Annotated in this window: 18 protein-coding genes; 10 read left to right on the top strand and 8 right to left on the bottom strand. The window is 72.8% G+C overall.

The genetic code is table 11. The annotated features are described in order from the left end of the window. Positions 1 to 116 precede the first annotated feature (116 nt). Entirely contained in the window at positions 117 to 878 is a 762-nt protein-coding gene (locus HOQ23_RS08370; RefSeq protein ID WP_172213684.1) for a HipA family kinase, read from the top strand. After that, positions 875 to 1258, top strand: a complete 384-nt coding sequence (locus tag HOQ23_RS08375; RefSeq protein ID WP_172213686.1) for a DUF3037 domain-containing protein — start codon at positions 875 to 877, stop codon at positions 1256 to 1258. The genes HOQ23_RS08370 and HOQ23_RS08375 overlap by 4 nt, the downstream gene beginning before the upstream one ends. Positions 1259 to 1319: 61 nt before the next feature. On the opposite strand, the gene HOQ23_RS08380 is transcribed toward HOQ23_RS08375, so the two are convergent. From HOQ23_RS08380 to HOQ23_RS08395, 4 genes are all read right to left on the bottom strand, one after another. Beyond that, a complete protein-coding gene (locus tag HOQ23_RS08380) occupies positions 1320 to 2063 on the bottom strand; it encodes a sirohydrochlorin chelatase (RefSeq protein WP_172213688.1) in 744 nt (247 codons plus the stop codon). Between the two features lie 100 nt (positions 2064 to 2163). Next, positions 2164 to 2910 (bottom strand): phosphoadenylyl-sulfate reductase, encoded by a 747-nt coding sequence (locus HOQ23_RS08385; protein ID WP_172213690.1) that lies wholly within the window; start codon positions 2908 to 2910, stop codon positions 2164 to 2166. Further along, positions 2907 to 3125, bottom strand: coding sequence for a hypothetical protein (locus tag HOQ23_RS08390; protein WP_172213692.1), 219 nt, complete (start codon positions 3123 to 3125; stop codon positions 2907 to 2909). The genes HOQ23_RS08385 and HOQ23_RS08390 overlap by 4 nt, the downstream gene beginning before the upstream one ends. Beyond that, positions 3122 to 4831, bottom strand: a complete 1710-nt coding sequence (locus HOQ23_RS08395; protein ID WP_172213694.1) for a nitrite/sulfite reductase — start codon at positions 4829 to 4831, stop codon at positions 3122 to 3124. The genes HOQ23_RS08390 and HOQ23_RS08395 overlap by 4 nt, the downstream gene beginning before the upstream one ends. Positions 4832 to 5280: 449 nt before the next feature. Between HOQ23_RS08395 and HOQ23_RS08400 the strand changes: the two genes are divergently transcribed. Then, the gene (locus tag HOQ23_RS08400) at positions 5281 to 6723 is read left to right on the top strand and encodes a glycine hydroxymethyltransferase (RefSeq protein ID WP_172213696.1); all 1443 of its coding nucleotides are present in this window, start codon (positions 5281 to 5283) and stop codon (positions 6721 to 6723) included. Here the strand turns inward: HOQ23_RS08400 and HOQ23_RS08405 are convergent. From HOQ23_RS08405 to HOQ23_RS08415, 3 genes are all read right to left on the bottom strand, one after another. Beyond that, on the bottom strand, positions 6699 to 7781 hold the full coding sequence (locus HOQ23_RS08405; protein WP_172213698.1) for a tartrate dehydrogenase: 1083 nt from the start codon (positions 7779 to 7781) through the stop codon (positions 6699 to 6701). The genes HOQ23_RS08400 and HOQ23_RS08405 overlap by 25 nt on opposite strands. Position 7782: 1 nt before the next feature. Beyond that, positions 7783 to 9399, bottom strand: coding sequence for a DASS family sodium-coupled anion symporter (locus tag HOQ23_RS08410; protein ID WP_172213700.1), 1617 nt, complete (start codon positions 9397 to 9399; stop codon positions 7783 to 7785). 89 nt (positions 9400 to 9488) lie between these two features. Continuing rightward, the gene (locus HOQ23_RS08415) at positions 9489 to 11156 is read right to left on the bottom strand and encodes an acyl-CoA dehydrogenase family protein (RefSeq protein ID WP_172213702.1); all 1668 of its coding nucleotides are present in this window, start codon (positions 11154 to 11156) and stop codon (positions 9489 to 9491) included. Between the two features lie 18 nt (positions 11157 to 11174). On the opposite strand from HOQ23_RS08415, the gene HOQ23_RS08420 reads away from it, so the two are divergent. The 3 genes from HOQ23_RS08420 to HOQ23_RS08430 all read left to right on the top strand — a co-directional run bounded on the left by HOQ23_RS08420 (position 11175) and on the right by HOQ23_RS08430 (position 13595). Beyond that, the gene (locus HOQ23_RS08420; RefSeq protein WP_253945277.1) at positions 11175 to 12197 is read left to right on the top strand and encodes a YihY/virulence factor BrkB family protein; all 1023 of its coding nucleotides are present in this window, start codon (positions 11175 to 11177) and stop codon (positions 12195 to 12197) included. Positions 12198 to 12206: 9 nt separating this feature from the next. Then, a complete protein-coding gene (locus HOQ23_RS08425) occupies positions 12207 to 13304 on the top strand; it encodes a TrkA family potassium uptake protein (RefSeq protein WP_367650427.1) in 1098 nt (365 codons plus the stop codon). 66 nt (positions 13305 to 13370) lie between these two features. After that, positions 13371 to 13595 carry a hypothetical protein gene (locus HOQ23_RS08430; RefSeq protein ID WP_172213704.1) on the top strand — a complete coding sequence of 75 codons (225 nt, stop codon included), beginning with the start codon at positions 13371 to 13373 and terminating at the stop codon, positions 13593 to 13595. 13 nt (positions 13596 to 13608) lie between these two features. On the opposite strand, the gene HOQ23_RS08435 is transcribed toward HOQ23_RS08430, so the two are convergent. Next, on the bottom strand, positions 13609 to 14364 hold the full coding sequence (locus HOQ23_RS08435) for a PIG-L deacetylase family protein (RefSeq protein ID WP_172213706.1): 756 nt from the start codon (positions 14362 to 14364) through the stop codon (positions 13609 to 13611). 94 nt (positions 14365 to 14458) lie between these two features. Between HOQ23_RS08435 and HOQ23_RS08440 the strand changes: the two genes are divergently transcribed. Genes HOQ23_RS08440 through HOQ23_RS08455 form a run of 4 tightly spaced genes read left to right on the top strand, consistent with a single transcriptional unit; the run spans position 14459 to position 18063 of the window. Further along, the gene (locus tag HOQ23_RS08440; RefSeq protein ID WP_172213708.1) at positions 14459 to 15034 is read left to right on the top strand and encodes a hypothetical protein; all 576 of its coding nucleotides are present in this window, start codon (positions 14459 to 14461) and stop codon (positions 15032 to 15034) included. Continuing rightward, positions 15031 to 16599 carry a hypothetical protein gene (locus tag HOQ23_RS08445; RefSeq protein WP_172213710.1) on the top strand — a complete coding sequence of 523 codons (1569 nt, stop codon included), beginning with the start codon at positions 15031 to 15033 and terminating at the stop codon, positions 16597 to 16599. Before HOQ23_RS08440 ends, HOQ23_RS08445 begins: the two co-directional genes overlap by 4 nt. Positions 16600 to 16627: 28 nt before the next feature. Continuing rightward, positions 16628 to 17668 (top strand): glycosyltransferase family 2 protein, encoded by a 1041-nt coding sequence (locus tag HOQ23_RS08450; protein ID WP_172213712.1) that lies wholly within the window; start codon positions 16628 to 16630, stop codon positions 17666 to 17668. 35 nt (positions 17669 to 17703) lie between these two features. After that, positions 17704 to 18063 (top strand): GtrA family protein, encoded by a 360-nt coding sequence (locus HOQ23_RS08455; protein ID WP_172213714.1) that lies wholly within the window; start codon positions 17704 to 17706, stop codon positions 18061 to 18063. Positions 18064 to 18111: the final 48 nt, after the last annotated feature.

The raw sequence follows: 18111 nt of genomic DNA on the forward strand, positions 1-18111 counted from the left end.
TCGGCCCGGCTCACACCGGGCGGCGCTGCGAGCAGTCTCACGGCGCCCACCGCGTGTCGTGCAGGGGGGATCGAGGCGCCTCGTGGCGCAACGGCGAACCTCGCTAGGGTGACGCCGTGATCCCTGTCGTGGCCGTGACCCGTTACGTCACGCCGTTGCGGGAGGGCGGCTCCCTCCCGGGCGTGGTGGAGGCGGAGGACCTCGGCACCTACGTGTGCAAGTTCCGCGGCGCCGGCCAGGGCGTGCGGGTGCTGGTGGCGGAGGTCGTCGTCGCCGAGCTCGCTCGCCGCATCGGCCTGCGCACGCCGCGGCTGGTCGGGCTCGAGCTCGACGCGAGCCTGGCGCGCTACGAGGCCGACGAGGAGGTCCAGGACCTGCTGGTGGCCAGCGTCGGGCTCAACCTCGGCGTCGACTTCCTGCCGGGCTCCTTCGGCTTCGACGGCGAGGTCGCCGACCCGGCCGTGGCCGCTCGCGTGCTGTGGCTCGACGCGTTCTGCGCCAACGTCGACCGCAGCTGGCGCAACCCCAACCTGCTGCTGTGGCACGGCGACCTGTGGGTCATCGACCACGGCGCCTCGCTGTACTTCCACCACGGGTGGCGCGGCGGTGTCACCGACCCGGCCCGGTTCGCGGCGCAGCCGTGGTCGATGGACGACCACGTGCTGGCGGCGTACGCCGGCGGTCTGGCGAAGGCCGACGCGAGCATCAGCGCGACGCTGGGCACCGACGACTTCGTCGAGACCCTCGCGCTGGTGCCGGACGCTTGGCTGGAGCCGGTGCCGGGCGCCGAGACCCCCGAGGCCGTGCGCGCGGCGTACGTCGATTTCCTCTCGGCCCGCTTCGCCACCCGCTCCTGGCTGCCGCAGGTGGGCGCATGAGCACCCGCCTGCCCTACCAGTACGTCGTGCTGCGCTGCGTCCCGCGCGTGGACCGCGAGGAGTTCCTCAACGTCGGGGTCGTCCTGTACTGCCAGGCCGCCGACTACCTCGCCGCCCGCTGGGACGCCGACCCCGAGCGGCTCGGTGCGCTCTTCGCCGGCCTCGACGTGCAGCAGGTCTGCGACGCGCTCGCCTTCGCCGAGGGCGTGTGCGCCGGGGACGAGCGCGGGGGCGCCGCGTCCGCGCACCCGATCGGTCAGCGCTTCGGCTTCCTCAGGGCGCCCAAGAGCACGGTGATCCAGCCCGGTCCCGTCCACGGCGGGCTCACCGAGGACCCGGCGGCGGAGCTCGTGCGCCTGGTCGCCCACCTGGTCGGCTGACGACAACGGCGGCGGGCCGTCCGAGGACGACCCGCCGCCGTGGCGTGTGCAGGGCGAAGGCTCAGACCGGCACGAGCTCCACCGCGCCGACGGCGTAACGCGCCAGGATCGTGCGCGCGACCTCCGGGTGGGCACCCAGCGGGGCGGACACGGCGACCGCGCCGGCCTCGAGCGCCAGCTCGGCGGCCCGGTCCGGCAGGAGGCCGGGGGCCAGGAACAGCGAGGCGACCGCGATGTGGCGCCGGCCCTCGGCACGGAAGGCACGCACGGCCTCGCCGGCCGCCGGCGGGGCCGCGGAGGCGAAGGCCGCGGTCACCGGCAGCTTGTGGTGGCTGCCCCAGACCCGCGCCAGCCGGGCCACGGCCTGGTTGGCCAGCGGGTCGCTGGAGCCGGCGGCGGCGAGCACCAGCGCGTCGAGCTCGCGCACCCGGGCCTGGGCCAGGGCAGCGCGCAGCCGCTCGTCGAGCACCTCGAGGAAGCGGGCCTCCAGGCCGAGGATGGACGTCGCGCGGATCTTGAGCCCGGGGTGGCGCTGCGTCGCCGCGTCGATCGCGGACGGCACGTCGACCTTGGCGTGGTAGGCCTCGGTCAGCAGCAGCGGTACGACGACGATCTCCTCGTGCCCGGCCCGCACCAGCCGGTCGACGACCGTCTGGAAGGAGGGGCGGGACAGCTCGAGGAACGCCTGCTCGATGCGCAGGTCCGGGCGCATGGCGCGGACCTCGTCGACCAGGGCGGTGATCGTCTCGGCGGAGCGGGGGTCACGGCTTCCGTGAGCCAGCGCCACCAGGGCGGGAGCAGCCATCAGTGCGGCCTCCTCGGGTGCGGTGCAGCGGGGTGCGGGGCGACGGCGTTGTCGCCCCCGGGGTGGGTGGGGTGGTCGGGGTGCGCGAGCGCGGGGCGGCTCATGTGTGGATCCCGCACTCGGTCTTGTTCAGGCCGGCCCAGCGGCCCGAGCGCGGGTCCTCGCCGGGCGCGACGCGACGGGTGCACGGCTCGCAGCCGATCGAGGGGTAGCCGTCGTAGGCGAGGGGGTTGACCAGGATGCCGTTCTCGGCGGTGTAGCGCTCGACCTGCTCGTCGCTCCAGCGGGCGAGCGGGGACACCTTGACCTTGCCCTTCTTGGCGTCCCAGCCGATCACCGGCGCGATGACCCGGTTGCGGGTCTCGGCGCGGCGCAGGCCGGTGGCCCAGGCGTCGTACCCGCCGAGCATCCGGCTGAGCGGCTCGACCTTGCGAAGCTTGCAGCACAGGTCCGGGTCGGTGCGGTACAGGTCCTTGCCGTACGTCGCGTCCTGCTCGGCCACGCTCTGCACGGGCGTGATCGAGATCAGGTTGACGTCCAGCGTGGCGGCGACCGCGTCGCGGGTGCCGATGGTCTCCACGAAGTGGTAGCCAGTGTCGAGGAAGAGCACGTCGACGCCGGGGACCACCTTCGAGACCAGATGGGCCAGCAGGCCGTCGCCCATCGAGGAGGTGACGCAGAACCGCTCGCCGAAGGTGGCGGCGGCCCACTCGATGATGACCTCGGCGGGAGCCAGCTCGAGCTCGGCGCCCCAGTGGGAGACGATCTCGCGCAGCTCCTCGGGGCTGCGGCCCTCGGTCAGCACGCCACGGGCGTTGCGGGCGGCCACGGACGAGGCGGAGCTCATGCGGGTCCCTCCTTGCCGGTCTCGGGGGCGGTGTGGCGGTCTCGGTCGCGCCGGAGCAGGCCGAGGTACTTGAGCGAGAAGGCGCGCATGCAGCCCCGGCACTCCCACGTGCCGTGCGGCGAGGTGATCTCGCCGTCCTCGGCGACGACCTCGTGCGGGCGGAGGTCCTCCTCGCCGCAGTAGGGGCAGTGGAACGGGGCAGCGCGCTCGCTCACGGTGCTCCGACCTCCTGCAGGGTGGACTCGCCGCGCAGCAGCTGCTCGTCGGCACGCACCACCCAGTCGGCGAACGACTCCCCGTCCTGGCGGTCGGCCAGGTAGGCGTTGACGACGTTGGTGACGTAGTCGTCGAGGCCCGCGCTGGTGACCTTGTGCGCGCGCAGCTTGCGCCCGAAGTTGGCGTTCAGGCCGGTCGCGCCGCCCAGGTGCACCTGGAAGCCCTCGACCTGCTCGCCGTCGGCCATCACCAGCTGGCCCTTGAGGCCGATGTCGGCGACCTGGGTGCGCGCGCAGGCGTTGGGGCAGCCGTTGACGTTGATCGTGATCGGGGTGTCCAGCTCGGGGAAGCGGCGCTCGAGCTCGGTGACGAGACGGCGGGCGCGCTCCTTGGTGTCGACGATCGCGAGCTTGCAGAACTCGATGCCGGTGCAGGCCATCGTGTTGCGCCGCCAGTTCGAGGGACGCGCGGAGAGCCCGATCGCGTCGAGGCGGGGGAGCAGGTCCTCGACCACGTCCGGCTCGACGCCGATCAGCACGATCTTCTGGTACGGCGTGAGGCGGGCGCCGGCGACGCCGAACTCCTCGAGCAGGTCCGCGAGCTGCACCAGGGTGGTGCCCGAGATCCGGCCGGCGGTCGGGGCGACCCCGACGTAGGCCTTGCCGTCCTTCTGCTCGTGCACGCCGATGTGGTCGCGGTGCCCGACGGGGGAGACCGGCGAGGGGTTGGAGACCAGCGCGCGCTTGAGGTACTCGGTCTCGAGGACCTCGCGGAACTTCTCCACGCCCCAGTCGCTGACCAGGAACTTCAGGCGGGCACGCGAGCGCAGGCGGCGGTAGCCGTAGTCGCGGAACACCGAGGCCACGCCCTCCCAGACGTCGGGGACCTCGTCGAGGGGGATCCAGACGCCGAGCTTGGCGGCGAGCATCGGGTTGGTCGACAGGCCGCCGCCGACCCAGACGTCGAAGCCGGGGCCGTGCTCGGGGTGCACGGTGCCGACGAAGGAGACGTCGTTGGTCTCGGGGGAGACGTCGTGGCTGGGGTGGCCGGTGAGCGCGGTCTTGAACTTGCGCGGGAGGTTCGAGAACGCCGGGTCGCCGATGTAGCGGCGGAAGATCTCCTCGAGCGCGGAGCTGCCGTCGATGATCTCGTCGGCGGCGACGCCGGCGACCGGCGAGCCGAGGAACGGGCGCGGGGAGTCGCCGCACGCCTCGAGCGAGCTGAGCCCGGCCTCGTCGAGCCGGTCCCAGATCGCCGGGACGTCCTCGACGCGGATCCAGTGGTACTGGATGTTGGCGCGGTCGGTGACGTCGGCGGTGTCGCGGGCGAAGTCCTGGCCGATGGTGCCGAGGGCGCGCACGGCGGCCGGCGCGAGCAGGCGGCCGTCGGAGCGCACGCGCAGCATGAAGTAGCGGTCGTCGAGCTCCTCCTCCGGCACCGTCGCGGTCTTGCCGCCGTCGAAGCCGGGGGCGCGCTGGGTGTAGAGGCCCATCCACCGGAAGCGGCCACGCAGGTCGGCCGGGTCGATGGAGTCGAAGCCGCGCTTGGAGTAGATGTTGATGATCCGGGCGCGGACGTTGAGCGGGTTGTCGTCCTTCTTGGACTGCTCGTTCTTGTTCAGCGGCTCACGGTGACCGAGGGCCCACTGGCCCTCACCGCGCTTGGGGCGGGGGCGGGGCGTGCGTGCGGCAGGCTGGGCAGACATGGACGTGAGGGCTTCCTTGGCGTGGGAGTGCGCGCGACTTCGTCAGGGCCCGGACCACGTCATCGGGGTCGGGTCGGCCTTCCGCAACCGTGCGCCCGGGGCTGTCTCGGGGCGGCGGTTGCCGCAGGTACGTCGTGGACGTGCGTGCGGCTCAGCGGGGCCAACACATCATGCTGCGGGTACGCCCGAAGTCCACGTGGCGTCGAACCACGAGGTGGGTGTGGGTTGCAGCAGTGACCATGTCAAGGAGTCTCAGCCCTCGGACCCGGCCCCCACAACCGCAATATCATTGGGTGAGACGCGAGTCCACGAAGTGAGACGTCCGGTGATGCCTGCCACGGGGATCGGCGGTCGCGTGTGGCGCAGGTCGCACCGCGCGGCGGGCGTCGCCGCGGGCAGGGGTGGGCACGGTGGACGGTTGCGCGGCGGGCCGTTCTAGGCTGAGCACCATGAGCGACCTCGATGCCCTCACCAGCAGCGCCTACTCCCAAGCCCTCGAGGTCATCGCCTCGGTGGAGCCCCGCATCGCGGAGGCGACCCGGCAGGAGCTCGTCGACCAGCGCGGCTCGCTGAAGCTGATCGCCAGCGAGAACTACGCCTCCCCGGCCGTCCTGCTCACCATGGGCACCTGGTTCAGCGACAAGTACGCCGAGGGCACCGTCGGGCACCGCTTCTACGCCGGCTGCCAGAACGTCGACACCGTCGAGTCGATCGCCGCCGAGCACGCCCGCGAGCTCTTCGGCGCCGAGTACGCCTACGTCCAGCCGCACTCCGGCATCGACGCCAACCTCACCGCCTTCTGGGCGATCCTCGCGCACCGTGTCGAGGGCCCGTGGCTGGAGAAGGCGGAGAAGAAGAACGTCAACGACCTCACCGACGAGGACTGGGAGTCGCTGCGCCGCGAGCTCGGCAACCAGCGCCTGCTCGGCATGAGCCTGGACACCGGCGGCCACCTCACCCACGGCTTCCGCCCGAACATCTCGGGCAAGATGTTCCACCAGCAGCAGTACGGCACCGACCCGGTCACCGGCCTGATCGACTACGACGCCCTCGCCGCCAAGGCGCGCGAGTTCAAGCCGCTGATCCTGGTCGCCGGCTACTCCGCCTACCCGCGCCGGGTGAACTTCGCCAAGATGCGCGAGATCGCCGACTCCGTGGGCGCGACCCTGATGGTCGACATGGCGCACTTCGCCGGCCTGGTCGCGGGCAAGGTGTTCACGGGCGACGAGGACCCGATCCCGCACGCCCACGTGGTCACCACGACCACCCACAAGTCCCTGCGCGGCCCGCGCGGCGGCATGGTGCTGGCCACCAAGGAGTACGCCCCCTCCGTGGACCGCGGCTGCCCGATGGTCCTCGGCGGCCCGCTCAGCCACGTGATGGCCGCCAAGGCCGTCGCGCTGGCCGAGGCCCGCCAGGAGTCCTTCCGTGGCTATGCCCAGGACGTCGCGGACAACGCCAAGTCGCTGGCCGAGGGCTTCTTGACTCGCGGCGCCAACCTGGTCACCGGCGGCACCGACAACCACCTGGTGCTGCTCGACGTCACCTCCTTCGGCCTCACCGGTCGCCAGGCGGAGTCGGCGCTGCTCGACGCCGGCGTCGTCACCAACCGCAACTCGATCCCGAACGACCCGAACGGCGCCTGGTACACCTCCGGCATCCGCCTCGGCACCCCGGCGCTGACCACCCGCGGCTTCGGCCGCGACGAGTTCGACAAGACCGCCGAGCTCATCGTCGAGGTCCTGTCGAACACCACCCCGGGCACCACCAAGGCCGGCGGGCCGTCGAAGGCGAGCTACACCCTCGCCGACGGCGTGGCCGACCGGGTCCGCTCCGCCTCCGCGGAGATGCTCGACAAGCACCCGCTCTACCCGGGTCTCGAGCTCTCCTGACCCGAGCGCACGGCGCGCACGAGCGCGTCGACGACCTCGGCGGTCCCCGCCGTGCCGCCGAGGTCGCGGGTGCGCGTGCCCGGGTCGCGCAGGCTGCGGCGTACGGCGTCCATCAGGTGCGCGGCGGCATCGGCGTGGCCGAGGTGGTCGAGCATCATCACCGCCGACCAGACCGTGCCGATCGGGTTGGCGACCCCGGTCCCGGCGATGTCGGGGGCCGAGCCGTGCACCGGCTCGAACATCGAGGGGTGCTCGCGGGTCGGGTCCAGGTTGGCCGACGGCGCGATGCCGATGCTGCCGGCGACCGCCGCGGTGAGGTCGCTGAGGATGTCGCCGAACAGGTTGGACGCGACGATCACGTCGAAGCGACCCGGCTCGAGCACGACCTTCGCCACCAGTGCGTCGATCAGCTCTGAGTCCCAGCGCACGTCGGGGTGCGCGGCGGCGCGCTCGCGCACCACCTCGTCCCAGAACGGCATCGTGTGGACGATGCCGTTGCTCTTGGTCGCCGAGGTGAGGTAGCCGCGGCGGCGCCGGGCGAGGGCGAAGGCGTGGTCGGCGATCCGGGTGACGCCGGCGCGGGTGAAGACCGACTCCTGCACCGCCATCTCGTCGGGGAAGCCGCGGTTCATCCGCCCGCCGATCTCGCTGTACTCGCCCTCGACGTTCTCGCGCACGACGACCAGGTCGAGCCCGCCGGGCTCCACGGCGCGCAGCGGGCTGGTCATCCCCTCGAAGAGTGCGATCGGCCGCTCGTTGACGTACTGGCGGAAGTGTCGCCGGATCGGGATCAGCAGGCCCCACAGCGACACGTGGTCGGGGACGCCGGGCCAGCCGACGGCGCCGAGCAGGATCGCGTCGTGGGCCGCGAGGGTCTCCAGGCCGTCCTCGGGCATCATCGTCCCGGTCTCGGCGTAGCGGCGGCACGACCAGTCGTGCTCGACCCAGGCCAGGTCGAGGGTGTGCACCTCCGCGACGGCGTCCAGGACGGTGCGGGTCGCCCCCACCACCTCGGGCCCGATGCCGTCGCCGGGGATCACCTCGATCTCGTGCGGCACCTCAGATCAGCCCCACCGTCGCGGCCATCACCGGCAGGAAGAGCACGATCAGGATCGCGCCGATCACGTCGAAGGACGCCCCGGTGCGGATCATCGTGGTGATCGGGACGGCGCCGGAGCCGTAGACCACGGCGTTCTGCGGGGTCGAGACCGGGAGCATGAACCCGAACGACGCGGCGAACGTCGCGGCGAGCGCGGGTACGAACGGGTTGACCCCGGCGGCGAGCGCGATCGGGATGATGATCGGCACCACCACGGCGGCCGAGGCGGTGTTGCTGGTGGTCTCCGAGACGAGGATGGCCAGCGCGACCGCGAAGACGGTGATCCAGAAGACGCTGGAGAGCCCGAGCGCGTCGGAGGCGCCGTTGCCGAGGGTCTCGGCGAGGCCGCTGGACTCCAGCAGGCTGCCGAAGATGATGCCGGTGCCGAAGAGCATGACGGTGCCCCAGTCGATGCGGGCGGCGTCGCTCCAGCGCAGGGTGAACTCGCGCTCCTCCCACTTCGTGGGGAGCAGGAAGAGCAGCGAGGCGCCGAGGATGGCGACGACGCCCTCGTCGAGGCGGTTGCTGACGGTCTCGTAGGCGCTGGACTCGGTGCCGGCCACCAGGGCCACGACGCCCGGCGTGATCCACAGCGTCACGGTGACCGCGAAGGCGATCAGGGTGTTGCGCTCGGCCACCGAGATGCTGCCGAGCTTGGCCTTCTCCTCGCGGACGTAGTCCTCGACGCCCTCCAGGTGGCGGGTCTCCGGCCGGTTCAGCAGCAGCACCAGGACGGCGAGCGCCACGAACATCACCGCGCAGATCGGCAGTGCCATGAGCACCCAGTCGAGGAAGGAGATCCGCTCGCCGGTCGCCTCCTCGATCAGGCCGCGCCCGATCAGGTTGGGCGGCGAGCCCACCGGGGTCAGCAGCCCGCCGACGCTGGCGCCGTAGGCCAGCATCAGCATCAGCGCGGCGCCCACCCGCAGGCGCAGCGGGTCGAAGTCCTCCGCGACCTCGCCCCGGGACTGCAACAGCTTGGCCACCACGCTCAGGATGCCGATCGCGGTCGGCAGCAGCATCGCCACGGTCGCGGTGTTCGAGACGAACGCCGAGAGCAGGGCGGTGATCGCGCCGAAGGCGATCACGATGCGGATCGTGGAGGTGCCGATGCTCGGCAGGCTCAGCACGAACATCGCGAAGCGCTGCGCCACCCCGTGCTTGAGCATCGCCTGGGCGAGGATGAAGGCGCCGATGAAGGTGAAGACGGTGGAGGAGCCGAACGGCTCGAGCGCCTCGTCGGCGGTGACGACGCCGAGCAGCACGATCGCGCAGATGCCGATGAACCCGCCGATGGGGATCGGCACCGGCTCGGTGACCCACAGCACGATGACGCCGAGGAGGACCGCCGCGAGGGTGTGCTGGTCGTCCTCCAGGCCGACCGGCAGGAGCAGGAAGACGATCGTGACCAGCGGGGCCAGCACCAGCCCGGTGGTGCGCCGGGCCTTCTCGAAGCGCTCCTCGCGCGGGGACAGCTGCTGCTCGCCGAGGCTGCGGTAGGTGGCGTTGTCGAGGAAGGCCTTGTCGACGTCGGTGCGCCGGGCACCCCCCTGCTGTCGCTCGTGGGCGGTGGTCACGGGCACCTCCGGAGGAGTGTGGGCTGCGTCACACGGTCATCCGCGCCGTTACCCGACCCTCGCCGCCGGAAACGCCCGGGGCGCGCGCCTCAGAGGTGCGGGGCGGCGCGTGCGACGATGCCGCGCAGGTCGCCGCCCTCGAGGGCGCCGAACGTCCCGTCGTACGACGTGCCGAGGCGGGAGGCGCAGAAGACGTCGGCCACCTCCGGCGGGGCGAAGCGCACCAGCAGCGAGCCTTGGAGGACCGCCGCCATCCGCCCGGCGAGGCGGCGCGCGCCGCTCTCGAGGCGGTCGACGTCGGCCATCAGCGAGCCGAGCAGCGCCAAGGTGTCGTCGACGGCGCGGTCGAGGCGGGTGTCGCCGCCGCGGGCCCGGCCGACCTCGGTGATCCAGGCGTCCAGCGCCGCCGGCTCGCGGGTCAGGGCGCGCAGCACGTCGAGGGCGTTGACGTTGCCCGAGCCCTCCCACACCGAGTTGAGCGGGGACTCGCGGAAGAGCAGCGGCAGCACCGACTCCTCGACGTACCCGTTGCCGCCCAGGCACTCCAGCGCCTCGGCCACCGCGGCCGGGGTGCGCTTGCAGACCCAGAACTTCGCCAGCGGCAGCGCGATGCGGCGCAGCGCGGCCTCGTGCGGGTCGGTGAGGCCGTCGACCGCCGCGGCGAGGCGGACGGCGAGCGCGGTCGCGGCCTCGGTCTCCACGGCGAGGTCGGCCACGACGTTGCGCATCAGCGGCTGGTCGAGCAGCCGGGCGCCGAAGGCGGAGCGGTGCGCGGCGTGCCAGGAGGCCTCGGCGAGCGCGCGGCGCATCAGCGAGGTGGAGCCGAGCACGCAGTCCAGCCGGGTCGCGGCGACCATCTCGATGATGGTGCGCACCCCGCGGCCCTCCTCGCCGAGCCGGGCGGCGACGGTGCCGTCGAGCTCGAGCTCCCCGGAGGCGTTGGAGCGGTTGCCGAGCTTGTCCTTGAGTCGGACCACGTCGAGCTGGTTGCGGGTGCCGTCGGGCAGCACCCGCGGGACCACGAAGCAGGTGAGGCCGCCCGGCGCCTGGGCGAGCATCAAGAACACGTCGTTCATCGGTGCGGAGGTGAACCACTTGTGCCCGTGGAGCGTGTAACCGGTGCCGTCCCCGGCGGGCCGGGCCACCGTGACGTTGGTGCGCACGTCGGAGCCGCCCTGCTTCTCCGTCATCCCCATCCCGGCGAGAGCGCCGAGCTTGTCGTCGGGCAGCCGCACGCCCGGGTCGTAGATGCGCGAGGCGAGCAGCGGGGTCCACTCCGCGGCCAGCGCCGGGTCGGTGCGCAGCGCGGGCACCGCGGCGTACGTCATCGAGACCGGGCAGCCGTGGCCCGGCTCGGTCTGGGACCAGGCCATGAAGCCGGCCGCGCGGCGCACGTGGGCGTGCGGGTCGCCGTCGGCCTGCTGCTCCCAGGCGGTGGCGCCGAGTCCGTGGCCGACGGCGCGCTCCATCAGCCAGTGCCAGGAGGGGTGGAAGGCGACCTCGTCGACCCGGTTCCCGTAGCGGTCGTACGGCGTGAGCCGCGGTGGGTGCTCGTTGGCCAGCTGCCCGTGCTCGCGCGCCTCCGCACTGCCGGCGTCGGCACCGAGCGGCACCAGGTCCTCCAGGACAGCGGGGGAGGCGTGGCGCACGACCGCCTCGCTGAGCGCGAGGTCGGCGCTCACGACGTTGTGACCGACCAGCGGCGGCGCCTGGTTGGTCACGACGCGGATCGCGGATCGCGGATGCGAGGTCTCCATGTGGCTACGGTAAGTCCCATGGCCTCGCACACCCGGCACGCTGCGGCCGGGCCGGCGACGGCGTGGCTCCTGCGGCTGCGCCACACCCTGTGGCGCCTGGTGGTCACCACCGTCGGCTCGTGCATGCGCCACCGGGTCACCGGGCTGGCGGCCGAGGGGGCGTTCTTCGCGGTGCTGTCGGTGCCGCCGCTCATCTTCGCGCTGACCGGCGCCATCGGCTACGTCACCGCGCGGTTCTCCCCGGGCGAGGTCGAGGACGTGCGCGAGGCGGTGGTCGAGCTCTCCTCGCGCCTGCTCACCGACAGCGCGGTCGACCGGGTGATCGTGCCGACGATGGACGACGTCCTCGAGGGCGGGCGCTTCGACGTGATCTCGCTGGGCTTCGTGCTGGCCCTGTGGTCGGGGTCCCGGGCGCTCAACGTCTTCGTCGACACCATCACGATCATGCACGGCCTCGGCGGCTCGCGCGGGATCATCCGCACCCGCGCGCTGTCGTTCGTCCTCTACGTCATGGCGCTCGTCACCGGGGTCGTCGCGGTGCCGCTGATGGTGCTCGGACCGGCCCTGCTGCGCGACTGGCTGCCCGCGGGCTTCGACTTCGTGCTCGGGTTCTACTGGCCGGTGGTCCTGCTGGTCTGCATCTGCTTCCTCGCCACGCTCTACCACGTGTCGGTCCCGGTGCGGACGAGCTGGCGCTTCAACCTCCCGGGTGCGACGTTCTCGCTGTTCGCCTGGGTGGTCGGCTCCTACGTCCTGCGCTGGGTGCTCACCGCGACCGCCGCGGACTCCCGCTCGATCTACGGTCCGCTGGCCGCACCGATCGCGGTGCTGCTGTGGCTCTACGTCGTGGCGATCGCGGTGCTCATCGGCGCGGCCGTCAACGCGGCCTTCGACGAGGTGTTCGCGCAGTCCTCGACCTCGCGGGCCCGGCGCGAGCTGGTGCAGCGCCTGCGCGTGCTCGGGGGGCGAGACCGCGCCGCGCCGACGGCGGGGTCGGACTCCGACGGGAGCCTGCCGGGCACGGAGGCCCGTGTGGACTAGATTCGATCCGTGCCCGCCCCTCCCACCCCTGCCCACGAGGCCCTCGGCGTGGTGTCGCTCCCCGAGCGGGTGCGCTCCCCGTGGTGGGAGCTGGGCCGCCGGTTGCTGGCCGCGCTGGCGATCCTGGTCGGCACCGTCCTGCTGGTCTACCTCGACCGCGACGGCTACGTCGACGGCAACGACCCGACGGGCAAGATCACCCTGTTGGACGCGATCTACTACACGACCGTCACACTGAGCACGACGGGCTACGGCGACATCGCACCGGTCAGCGATGCCGCCCGCACCATCAACGCCTTCGTCATCACCCCCGCCCGTATCGCCTTCCTCGTCCTGCTGATCGGGACGACCCTCGAGGTGCTCGCCTCGCAGGGACGGGAGATGTTCCGGGTGGCTCGCTGGAGGAAGCACATGGGTCACCACGTCGTCGTCGTCGGGTACGGCACCAAGGGCCGGAGCGCGGTCGACACCCTGGTCCGCAACGGCCTGGACCGGGAGGCGGTGGTGGTCGTGGACCCCAGCGGCGTCGCGCTCCAGGACGCCCACGCCGACGGGCTGGCCGTCGTCACCGGGGACGCCACGCGCCGCAACGTGCTGCGCCGCGCGGGCGTGGCGGAGGCCGACCAGATCATCATCACGACCGACTCCGACGCCTCCAACGTGCTCGCGACCCTCACGGTGCGCCAGCTCAACCCGGACGCCTGGATCGTGGCGGCCGTGCGCGAGCAGGAGAACGCGCCGCTGATGAAGCAGTCCGGGGCCAACTCGGTGATCACCTCCTCCGACGCGGTGGGACGCCTGCTCGGGCTCTCCTCGCTGTCCCCGACCCTCGGGTCGGTGATGGAGGACCTGCTCACCTACGGTCACGGCCTCGAGGTCGCCGAGCGCGAGCTGCTCGTCTCCGAGGTGGGCCGCCCACCTCAGTCGCTGCCCGACCAGGTGATCGCGGTGGTGCGCGACGAGAAGGTCTACCGCTACTTCGACCCGGTGGTCTCGCTGCTGGCCCGCGGTGACCGGCTGGTCGTCGTCCGCGCCTCCCGCGAGCTGCCCTGGGCGCCCCGCCCGGGCACCCACGACGAGGACCTCGCCTCCGACCACGAGGACTGAGCCCCCTCGCCGCCGGCGGAGGTCCCCCTCTGGCGCTCGTTCGAACAGGTGTTCTACGCTGGCGGGGTGAGGGATCAGGTCACCGGGCTCCAGGGACACGACGTGCCGCGCCACGTCTGGGTGTGCCGCACGGGTCGCTGGCAGGAGCGCAGCCCCGGGCTGATCCTGGAGTGGCGCCGGGTCCAGGGGCACTGGGAGGCGCTGGTCGTGTGGGCCTCGGGCGGCGGCGTGCGCGCCTGGGAGCTCGCGCACGGCTGGGTGCGCGCCGAGCACGTGCGACCGCGCGACTGAGGGGGCGCCGGAGTCAGTCGCCCCAACCCATGGAGAACACCTCGAAGGCGGTGGCGAAGGTCGTGCCGAGCCGCTGGCCGGCGCCGCGCGAGGCGGCCTCGAGGAACTCCCGGGCGTCCCAGTCCACCCAGCCCAGGCCCTCGATGTACGCCGCGTGCGCCTCCAGCGAGGCGACGCCGGCGTCGAAGGTCGCGGTGGTGTCGACGCCGTGCGCGGCCAGCGGGGAGCCGGCCGCCCAGACCTCGCGCACGCCGCCCCACGGCTCGACCCGGTCCTGCAGCTGCTCGGGGAAGACCCATCGGTTGCCCGCGTCGCGGACGGCGTCCAGGGTGGCGCGCCCGACGGCGACGTGGTCGGCCTGGTTGAGGCTCGCCCCGCCCCACGTGTCGCGGAAGTTGTTGGTCACCACGATCTCGGGACGGTGGCGCCGGACCACGCCGGCGATGGCGCGGCGCAGGTCCACGCCGTACTCCACGATGCCGTCGGGCCGGCCCAGGAAGTCCACGACGTCGACGCCGACGATCCGGGCGGACTCCACCTGCTCGGCCTCGCGCAGCGGGCGGCACGCGTCGGGGCGCAGCCCGTCGATGCCGGCCTCGCCGCTGGTCACCATGCAGTAGACGACCCGCTTGCCCTGGCCGGTCCACCGCGCGATCGCCGCGGCTGCGCCGAACTCCAGGTCGTCGGGGTGGGCGACGACGCACAGCGCGCGCTCCCACTCCTCGGTGACGGGCGTGAGCGGGCTCGGGGGAGCGACGTCGCTGTCCATGCCCCACTGTCGCAGGACCGTGACACGCGCGACAGGGGGAAGGGCGGCGATCCGCGGGCAACCACCGGGCGCAGCCCCTAGCATCAGGCTGGTCATGCCTGTGTCCTCCACCTCACGTCCTGCCCGGAACCGGGCTCTCCGCGCGCCGTACGTCGCGCTGGCCGGGGTCCTCCTCCTCGTGGTGCTCGCCGCCGTCGGGGCGACCCAGGGCCGCGCGGAGCCGACCGGCAACTACCGCCCCGAGCTGGCGGCGGACACGCTGGAGGTGGGCTGCTACCCGCTGCCCGAGGGGGTCGTCCTCGACTTCCCCTACGTCGTACGCCGCGACGGCGACGCGGCCGCCGCCTCCGGCGCGCGCCGGCACCTGGTCCTGCACTGGTCGCTGCTGGAGACCGACGAGGTGCGCGAGCGGCTCGCCGCGACGCTGGCCGACGCAGGCTTCGACGTCGAAGCCGGGTCGACGGGTGACGACGTGCTGAGCGCCCGCCGCGCCGAGACCGGGGGAGCGGCGACCGTGGTCGAGGCCCGGCTCACCGAGCTCGACAACCCCTCGCCCGACCCGATCGTCCGCGGCGTCCTCGAGCTCGACCTGCCGGTCGCCGAGCGCGCCTCCGACGCCCCGGACTGCGACAACCCGTTCGTGACCAAGCGCTTCGAGGAGGAACAGTGACCGGCCCGATGGGCACCGCCGGCACCGCGGACACGGTCCGGACGGCGCCGGACACCGCGAGCCCGCCTGCGACCGCTTCCGCGGGGCCGCCCGGGCTCCGCGGCTGGTGGCAGGCACGCTCGCGCGGCGAGCAGGTGCTGCTCGGGCTGGTGGTGGCGCACCTGGTGCTCAAGCTGGTCGTCTACCTCCAGGTCGCCGGTGGCCAGCTGGTCGGCGACGAGTCGTCGTACGTCAACGGCGCGATGTCGCTGTCGAACCTGTTGCGCGACGCCGTCACCCTCACCCCGCCCGACCTCGCGGAGGTCGAGCGCAACGTGGTCGGCAGCGGGTGGTTCATGCCGGGCATGTCCCTGCTGCTCGCCCCGCTCTACCTGGTCGTGCCGGACGCCGACGTCGCCGTCCTGCGGGCCTACCTCGCCGTGGTGACCAGCGTGGTCTTCCTGCTCACCGTGCTGCGGGTGCGCCGTGTGCTCGGCGTCCGGTACGCCGCCGCGCTGCTGGTCGTCCCCGGCCTGGTGCCGACCTGGGCGGCGTTCTCGATGGCCGCCTGGGGCGACCTGTTCGCGGGCGTCCTGGTGGTCCTGCTGCTGATGGAGCTCGTCGTGCTGAGCCGCCGCCTGCGTCGCGGCGAGGCGCCGTCGCTCGGTGAGGGGTTCCGGCTCGGGCTGGTGGCGATCGCGGTCGTCTACTTCCGCTCCAGCACCTCGCTGCTGGTGGCGGGCCTCGGCGTGGTCGCCCTCGTCGCGGCCGTGTCACTGCTGCGCGGCGCCGAGCGCCGTCGCGCCGTCGTGGCCGCGGGCGTCGGCGCGCTGACGTTCGTGGGGCTGCTGCTGCCGTGGTCGGTGGCCGCGTCGGCGACCCTGGGCGGCCGGGTGATGACGACGACCTCGGTGCCGACCGTGCTGGCCAACACCTTCGGCGACCGCGAGCAGGTCTGCTTCGGCCCGTGCGACCCGGGCTCGACGGCGTGGTTCAGCCCGCTGCGCTACTCCCGGGAGACCGCGCGCGCGACGGGGCTCTCGGAGATGGACGTGGCCACCCAGATGTCGGCGTACGCCCGCCAGGACGTCACCGCCTCCAGCTACGCCGAGGACGTCCTGGACAACCTGCACGCCTACGTCCGCGAGCCCGAGCGCTTCTCCTCCTACCTGCGCCCCGACGCGGAGCGCGCCGACGCCGGAGGTCTGGCCACCACGCTCGACGCGCTGACGCGCGGCCTGGTCTGGGCGGCCTTCGCGGTCGGGGTGGCCACGATCCTGCTCGTCCTGCGGCGCCGCCGCGAGGCACAGGTCGTGAGCGTGCTGCTCACGCTGTCCTTCGGTGCGCTGCTGACCCAGCCGTTCGTGCACATCGCGGGACCGCGCTACTGGACCACCGCCGCGCCGGTGCTCGGCCTGGCGGCGGCCCTGCTCGTGACCCAGGTGCTCGCGCGCCGGGCCGTGGACGCCCCGCTGGGGGCGCGCGACGCGGCCCTGGGGACGTGGCTGACCCGGGTGCAGGTCCTGCTCGCAGTCGGGGCGGTGCTGGTGGCGATCTGCGTCCCCCTCGTCGCGTCCGCGGCCTAAGACAGTTCTTCTTCGAGAGAGTGGGTCCATGACGTCCCGAACCCCGTCGCGACCGTCCGTGGCGTACGTCCTGCCGGTCTACAACGAGGACGCCAACATCGACGTCTTCCACGCGACGCTCGTCGAGGCCGTCGCCGCGCGGCCCGACATCGACTTCGAGTTCGTCTACGTCGACGACGGCAGCCGGGACTCCTCCCTCGAGCGGCTGCTGGCGCTGCGGGAGCACGACGACCGGGTCACCGTCGTGGGCTTCTCGCGCAACTTCGGCCACCAGATCGCGGTGACCGCCGGTCTGGACCGGGTGGAGGACGCCGCCGCCGTGATCGTGATGGACACCGACCTCCAGGACCCGCCCCGGGTGAGCCTCGAGATGATCGAGGCCTGGGAGCGCGGCGTGGACGTGGTCTACGCCCAGCGGCGCACCCGCAAGGACACCTGGCTGAAGCGGACGACGGCGTACGCCTTCTACTGGCTGCTGGGGCGGCTGGCCTCGATCGACATCCCGCGCAACACCGGGGACTTTCGCCTGATGGACCAGCGCGTCGTGCGCGAGGTGAACCGCTACCGCGAGCAGGACCGGTTCCTGCGCGGGATCGTCGCCCACGTCGGGTTCCGCCAGGAGGCGCTGCTCTTCGACCGCGACTCCCGCCACGCCGGCACGTCGGGCTATCCGTGGAAGAAGATGGTCGCGTTCGCGGCCAGCGGGATCTTCGGCTTCTCCACCGCTCCGCTGCGGATGATCTCGCGACTGGGCTACCTGATCTCCGGGTTCAGCCTGCTGCTCGCGCTCTACGTCCTGGGAGTGCGGCTGTTCACCCCGGACCAGGCGGTGCCGGGCTGGGCGTTCCTGGGCGTCGGGATGTTCCTGCTCAGCGGGCTGCAGCTGATCATGATGGGCGTGATCGGCTCCTACCTCGGCCGCGTGTACGTCGAGGTGCAGGACCGCCCGCTGTACTCCGTCGCCCTCCAGGCGCGGGGTGCGCGCCTGGCGCCGCTGACGCGTGGCCTCGAGGGCGTCAGCGACCGGGCCGGCGACCTGGCCGGCGAGGGCAGCGGGAGCCTGCGCTGAAGACGTCCCTCCGCGCGCTGCTGGGCTCCTCCGCGGTGCGGTTCGCCGCCGTGGGCGTGGTCAACACCGCGATCGACGTCGTCTTGTTCACGCTGCTGCACCCGCACCTGGGGATCGTGGCGGCGAACCTGATCTCCACGAGCGCGGGGATGCTGTTCAGCTTCACCGTCAACGGTCTGCTGGTCTTCGACGCCGGCCGGCTGCGCTGGCGCGACGCCGCACGGTTCGTCGCGACCACGGGGGTGAGCATGTGGGTGCTCCAGCCGGTGCTGATCCACCTGCTCATCGACCACGCGCCGGCGCCGGTCGCGAAGCTGATGGCGACCGCCATCACCGTGGTGGTCAACTTCGTCGCCTACCGCTACCTGGTGTGGCCCGCGAGGGCCCGGGCCTGATCGCCCGAGATGGGCGGCACCCGTTCGAGAGCCGGGTGCCGCCGGGGG

The organism is Nocardioides sp. zg-DK7169, assembly GCF_013155365.1.
Taxonomy (GTDB): domain Bacteria; phylum Actinomycetota; class Actinomycetes; order Propionibacteriales; family Nocardioidaceae; genus Nocardioides.

What these genes read in the sequence shown, in the direction of transcription:
- HOQ23_RS08375 (WP_172213686.1), top strand. Translation starts at nt 875, where the DNA reads ATGAGCACCCGCCTGCCCTACCAGTACGTCGTGCTGCGCTGCGTCCCG.
- HOQ23_RS08380 (WP_172213688.1), bottom strand. Translation starts at nt 2,063, where the DNA reads ATGGCTGCTCCCGCCCTGGTGGCGCTGGCTCACGGAAGCCGTGACCCC.
- HOQ23_RS08385 (WP_172213690.1), bottom strand. Translation starts at nt 2,910, where the DNA reads ATGAGCTCCGCCTCGTCCGTGGCCGCCCGCAACGCCCGTGGCGTGCTG.
- HOQ23_RS08395 (WP_172213694.1), bottom strand. Translation starts at nt 4,831, where the DNA reads ATGTCTGCCCAGCCTGCCGCACGCACGCCCCGCCCCCGCCCCAAGCGC.
- HOQ23_RS08400 (WP_172213696.1), top strand. Translation starts at nt 5,281, where the DNA reads ATGAGCGACCTCGATGCCCTCACCAGCAGCGCCTACTCCCAAGCCCTC.
- HOQ23_RS08415 (WP_172213702.1), bottom strand. Translation starts at nt 11,156, where the DNA reads ATGGAGACCTCGCATCCGCGATCCGCGATCCGCGTCGTGACCAACCAG.
- HOQ23_RS08420 (WP_253945277.1), top strand. Translation starts at nt 11,175, where the DNA reads ATGGCCTCGCACACCCGGCACGCTGCGGCCGGGCCGGCGACGGCGTGG.
- HOQ23_RS08435 (WP_172213706.1), bottom strand. Translation starts at nt 14,364, where the DNA reads ATGGACAGCGACGTCGCTCCCCCGAGCCCGCTCACGCCCGTCACCGAG.
- HOQ23_RS08440 (WP_172213708.1), top strand. Translation starts at nt 14,459, where the DNA reads ATGCCTGTGTCCTCCACCTCACGTCCTGCCCGGAACCGGGCTCTCCGC.
- HOQ23_RS08450 (WP_172213712.1), top strand. Translation starts at nt 16,628, where the DNA reads ATGACGTCCCGAACCCCGTCGCGACCGTCCGTGGCGTACGTCCTGCCG.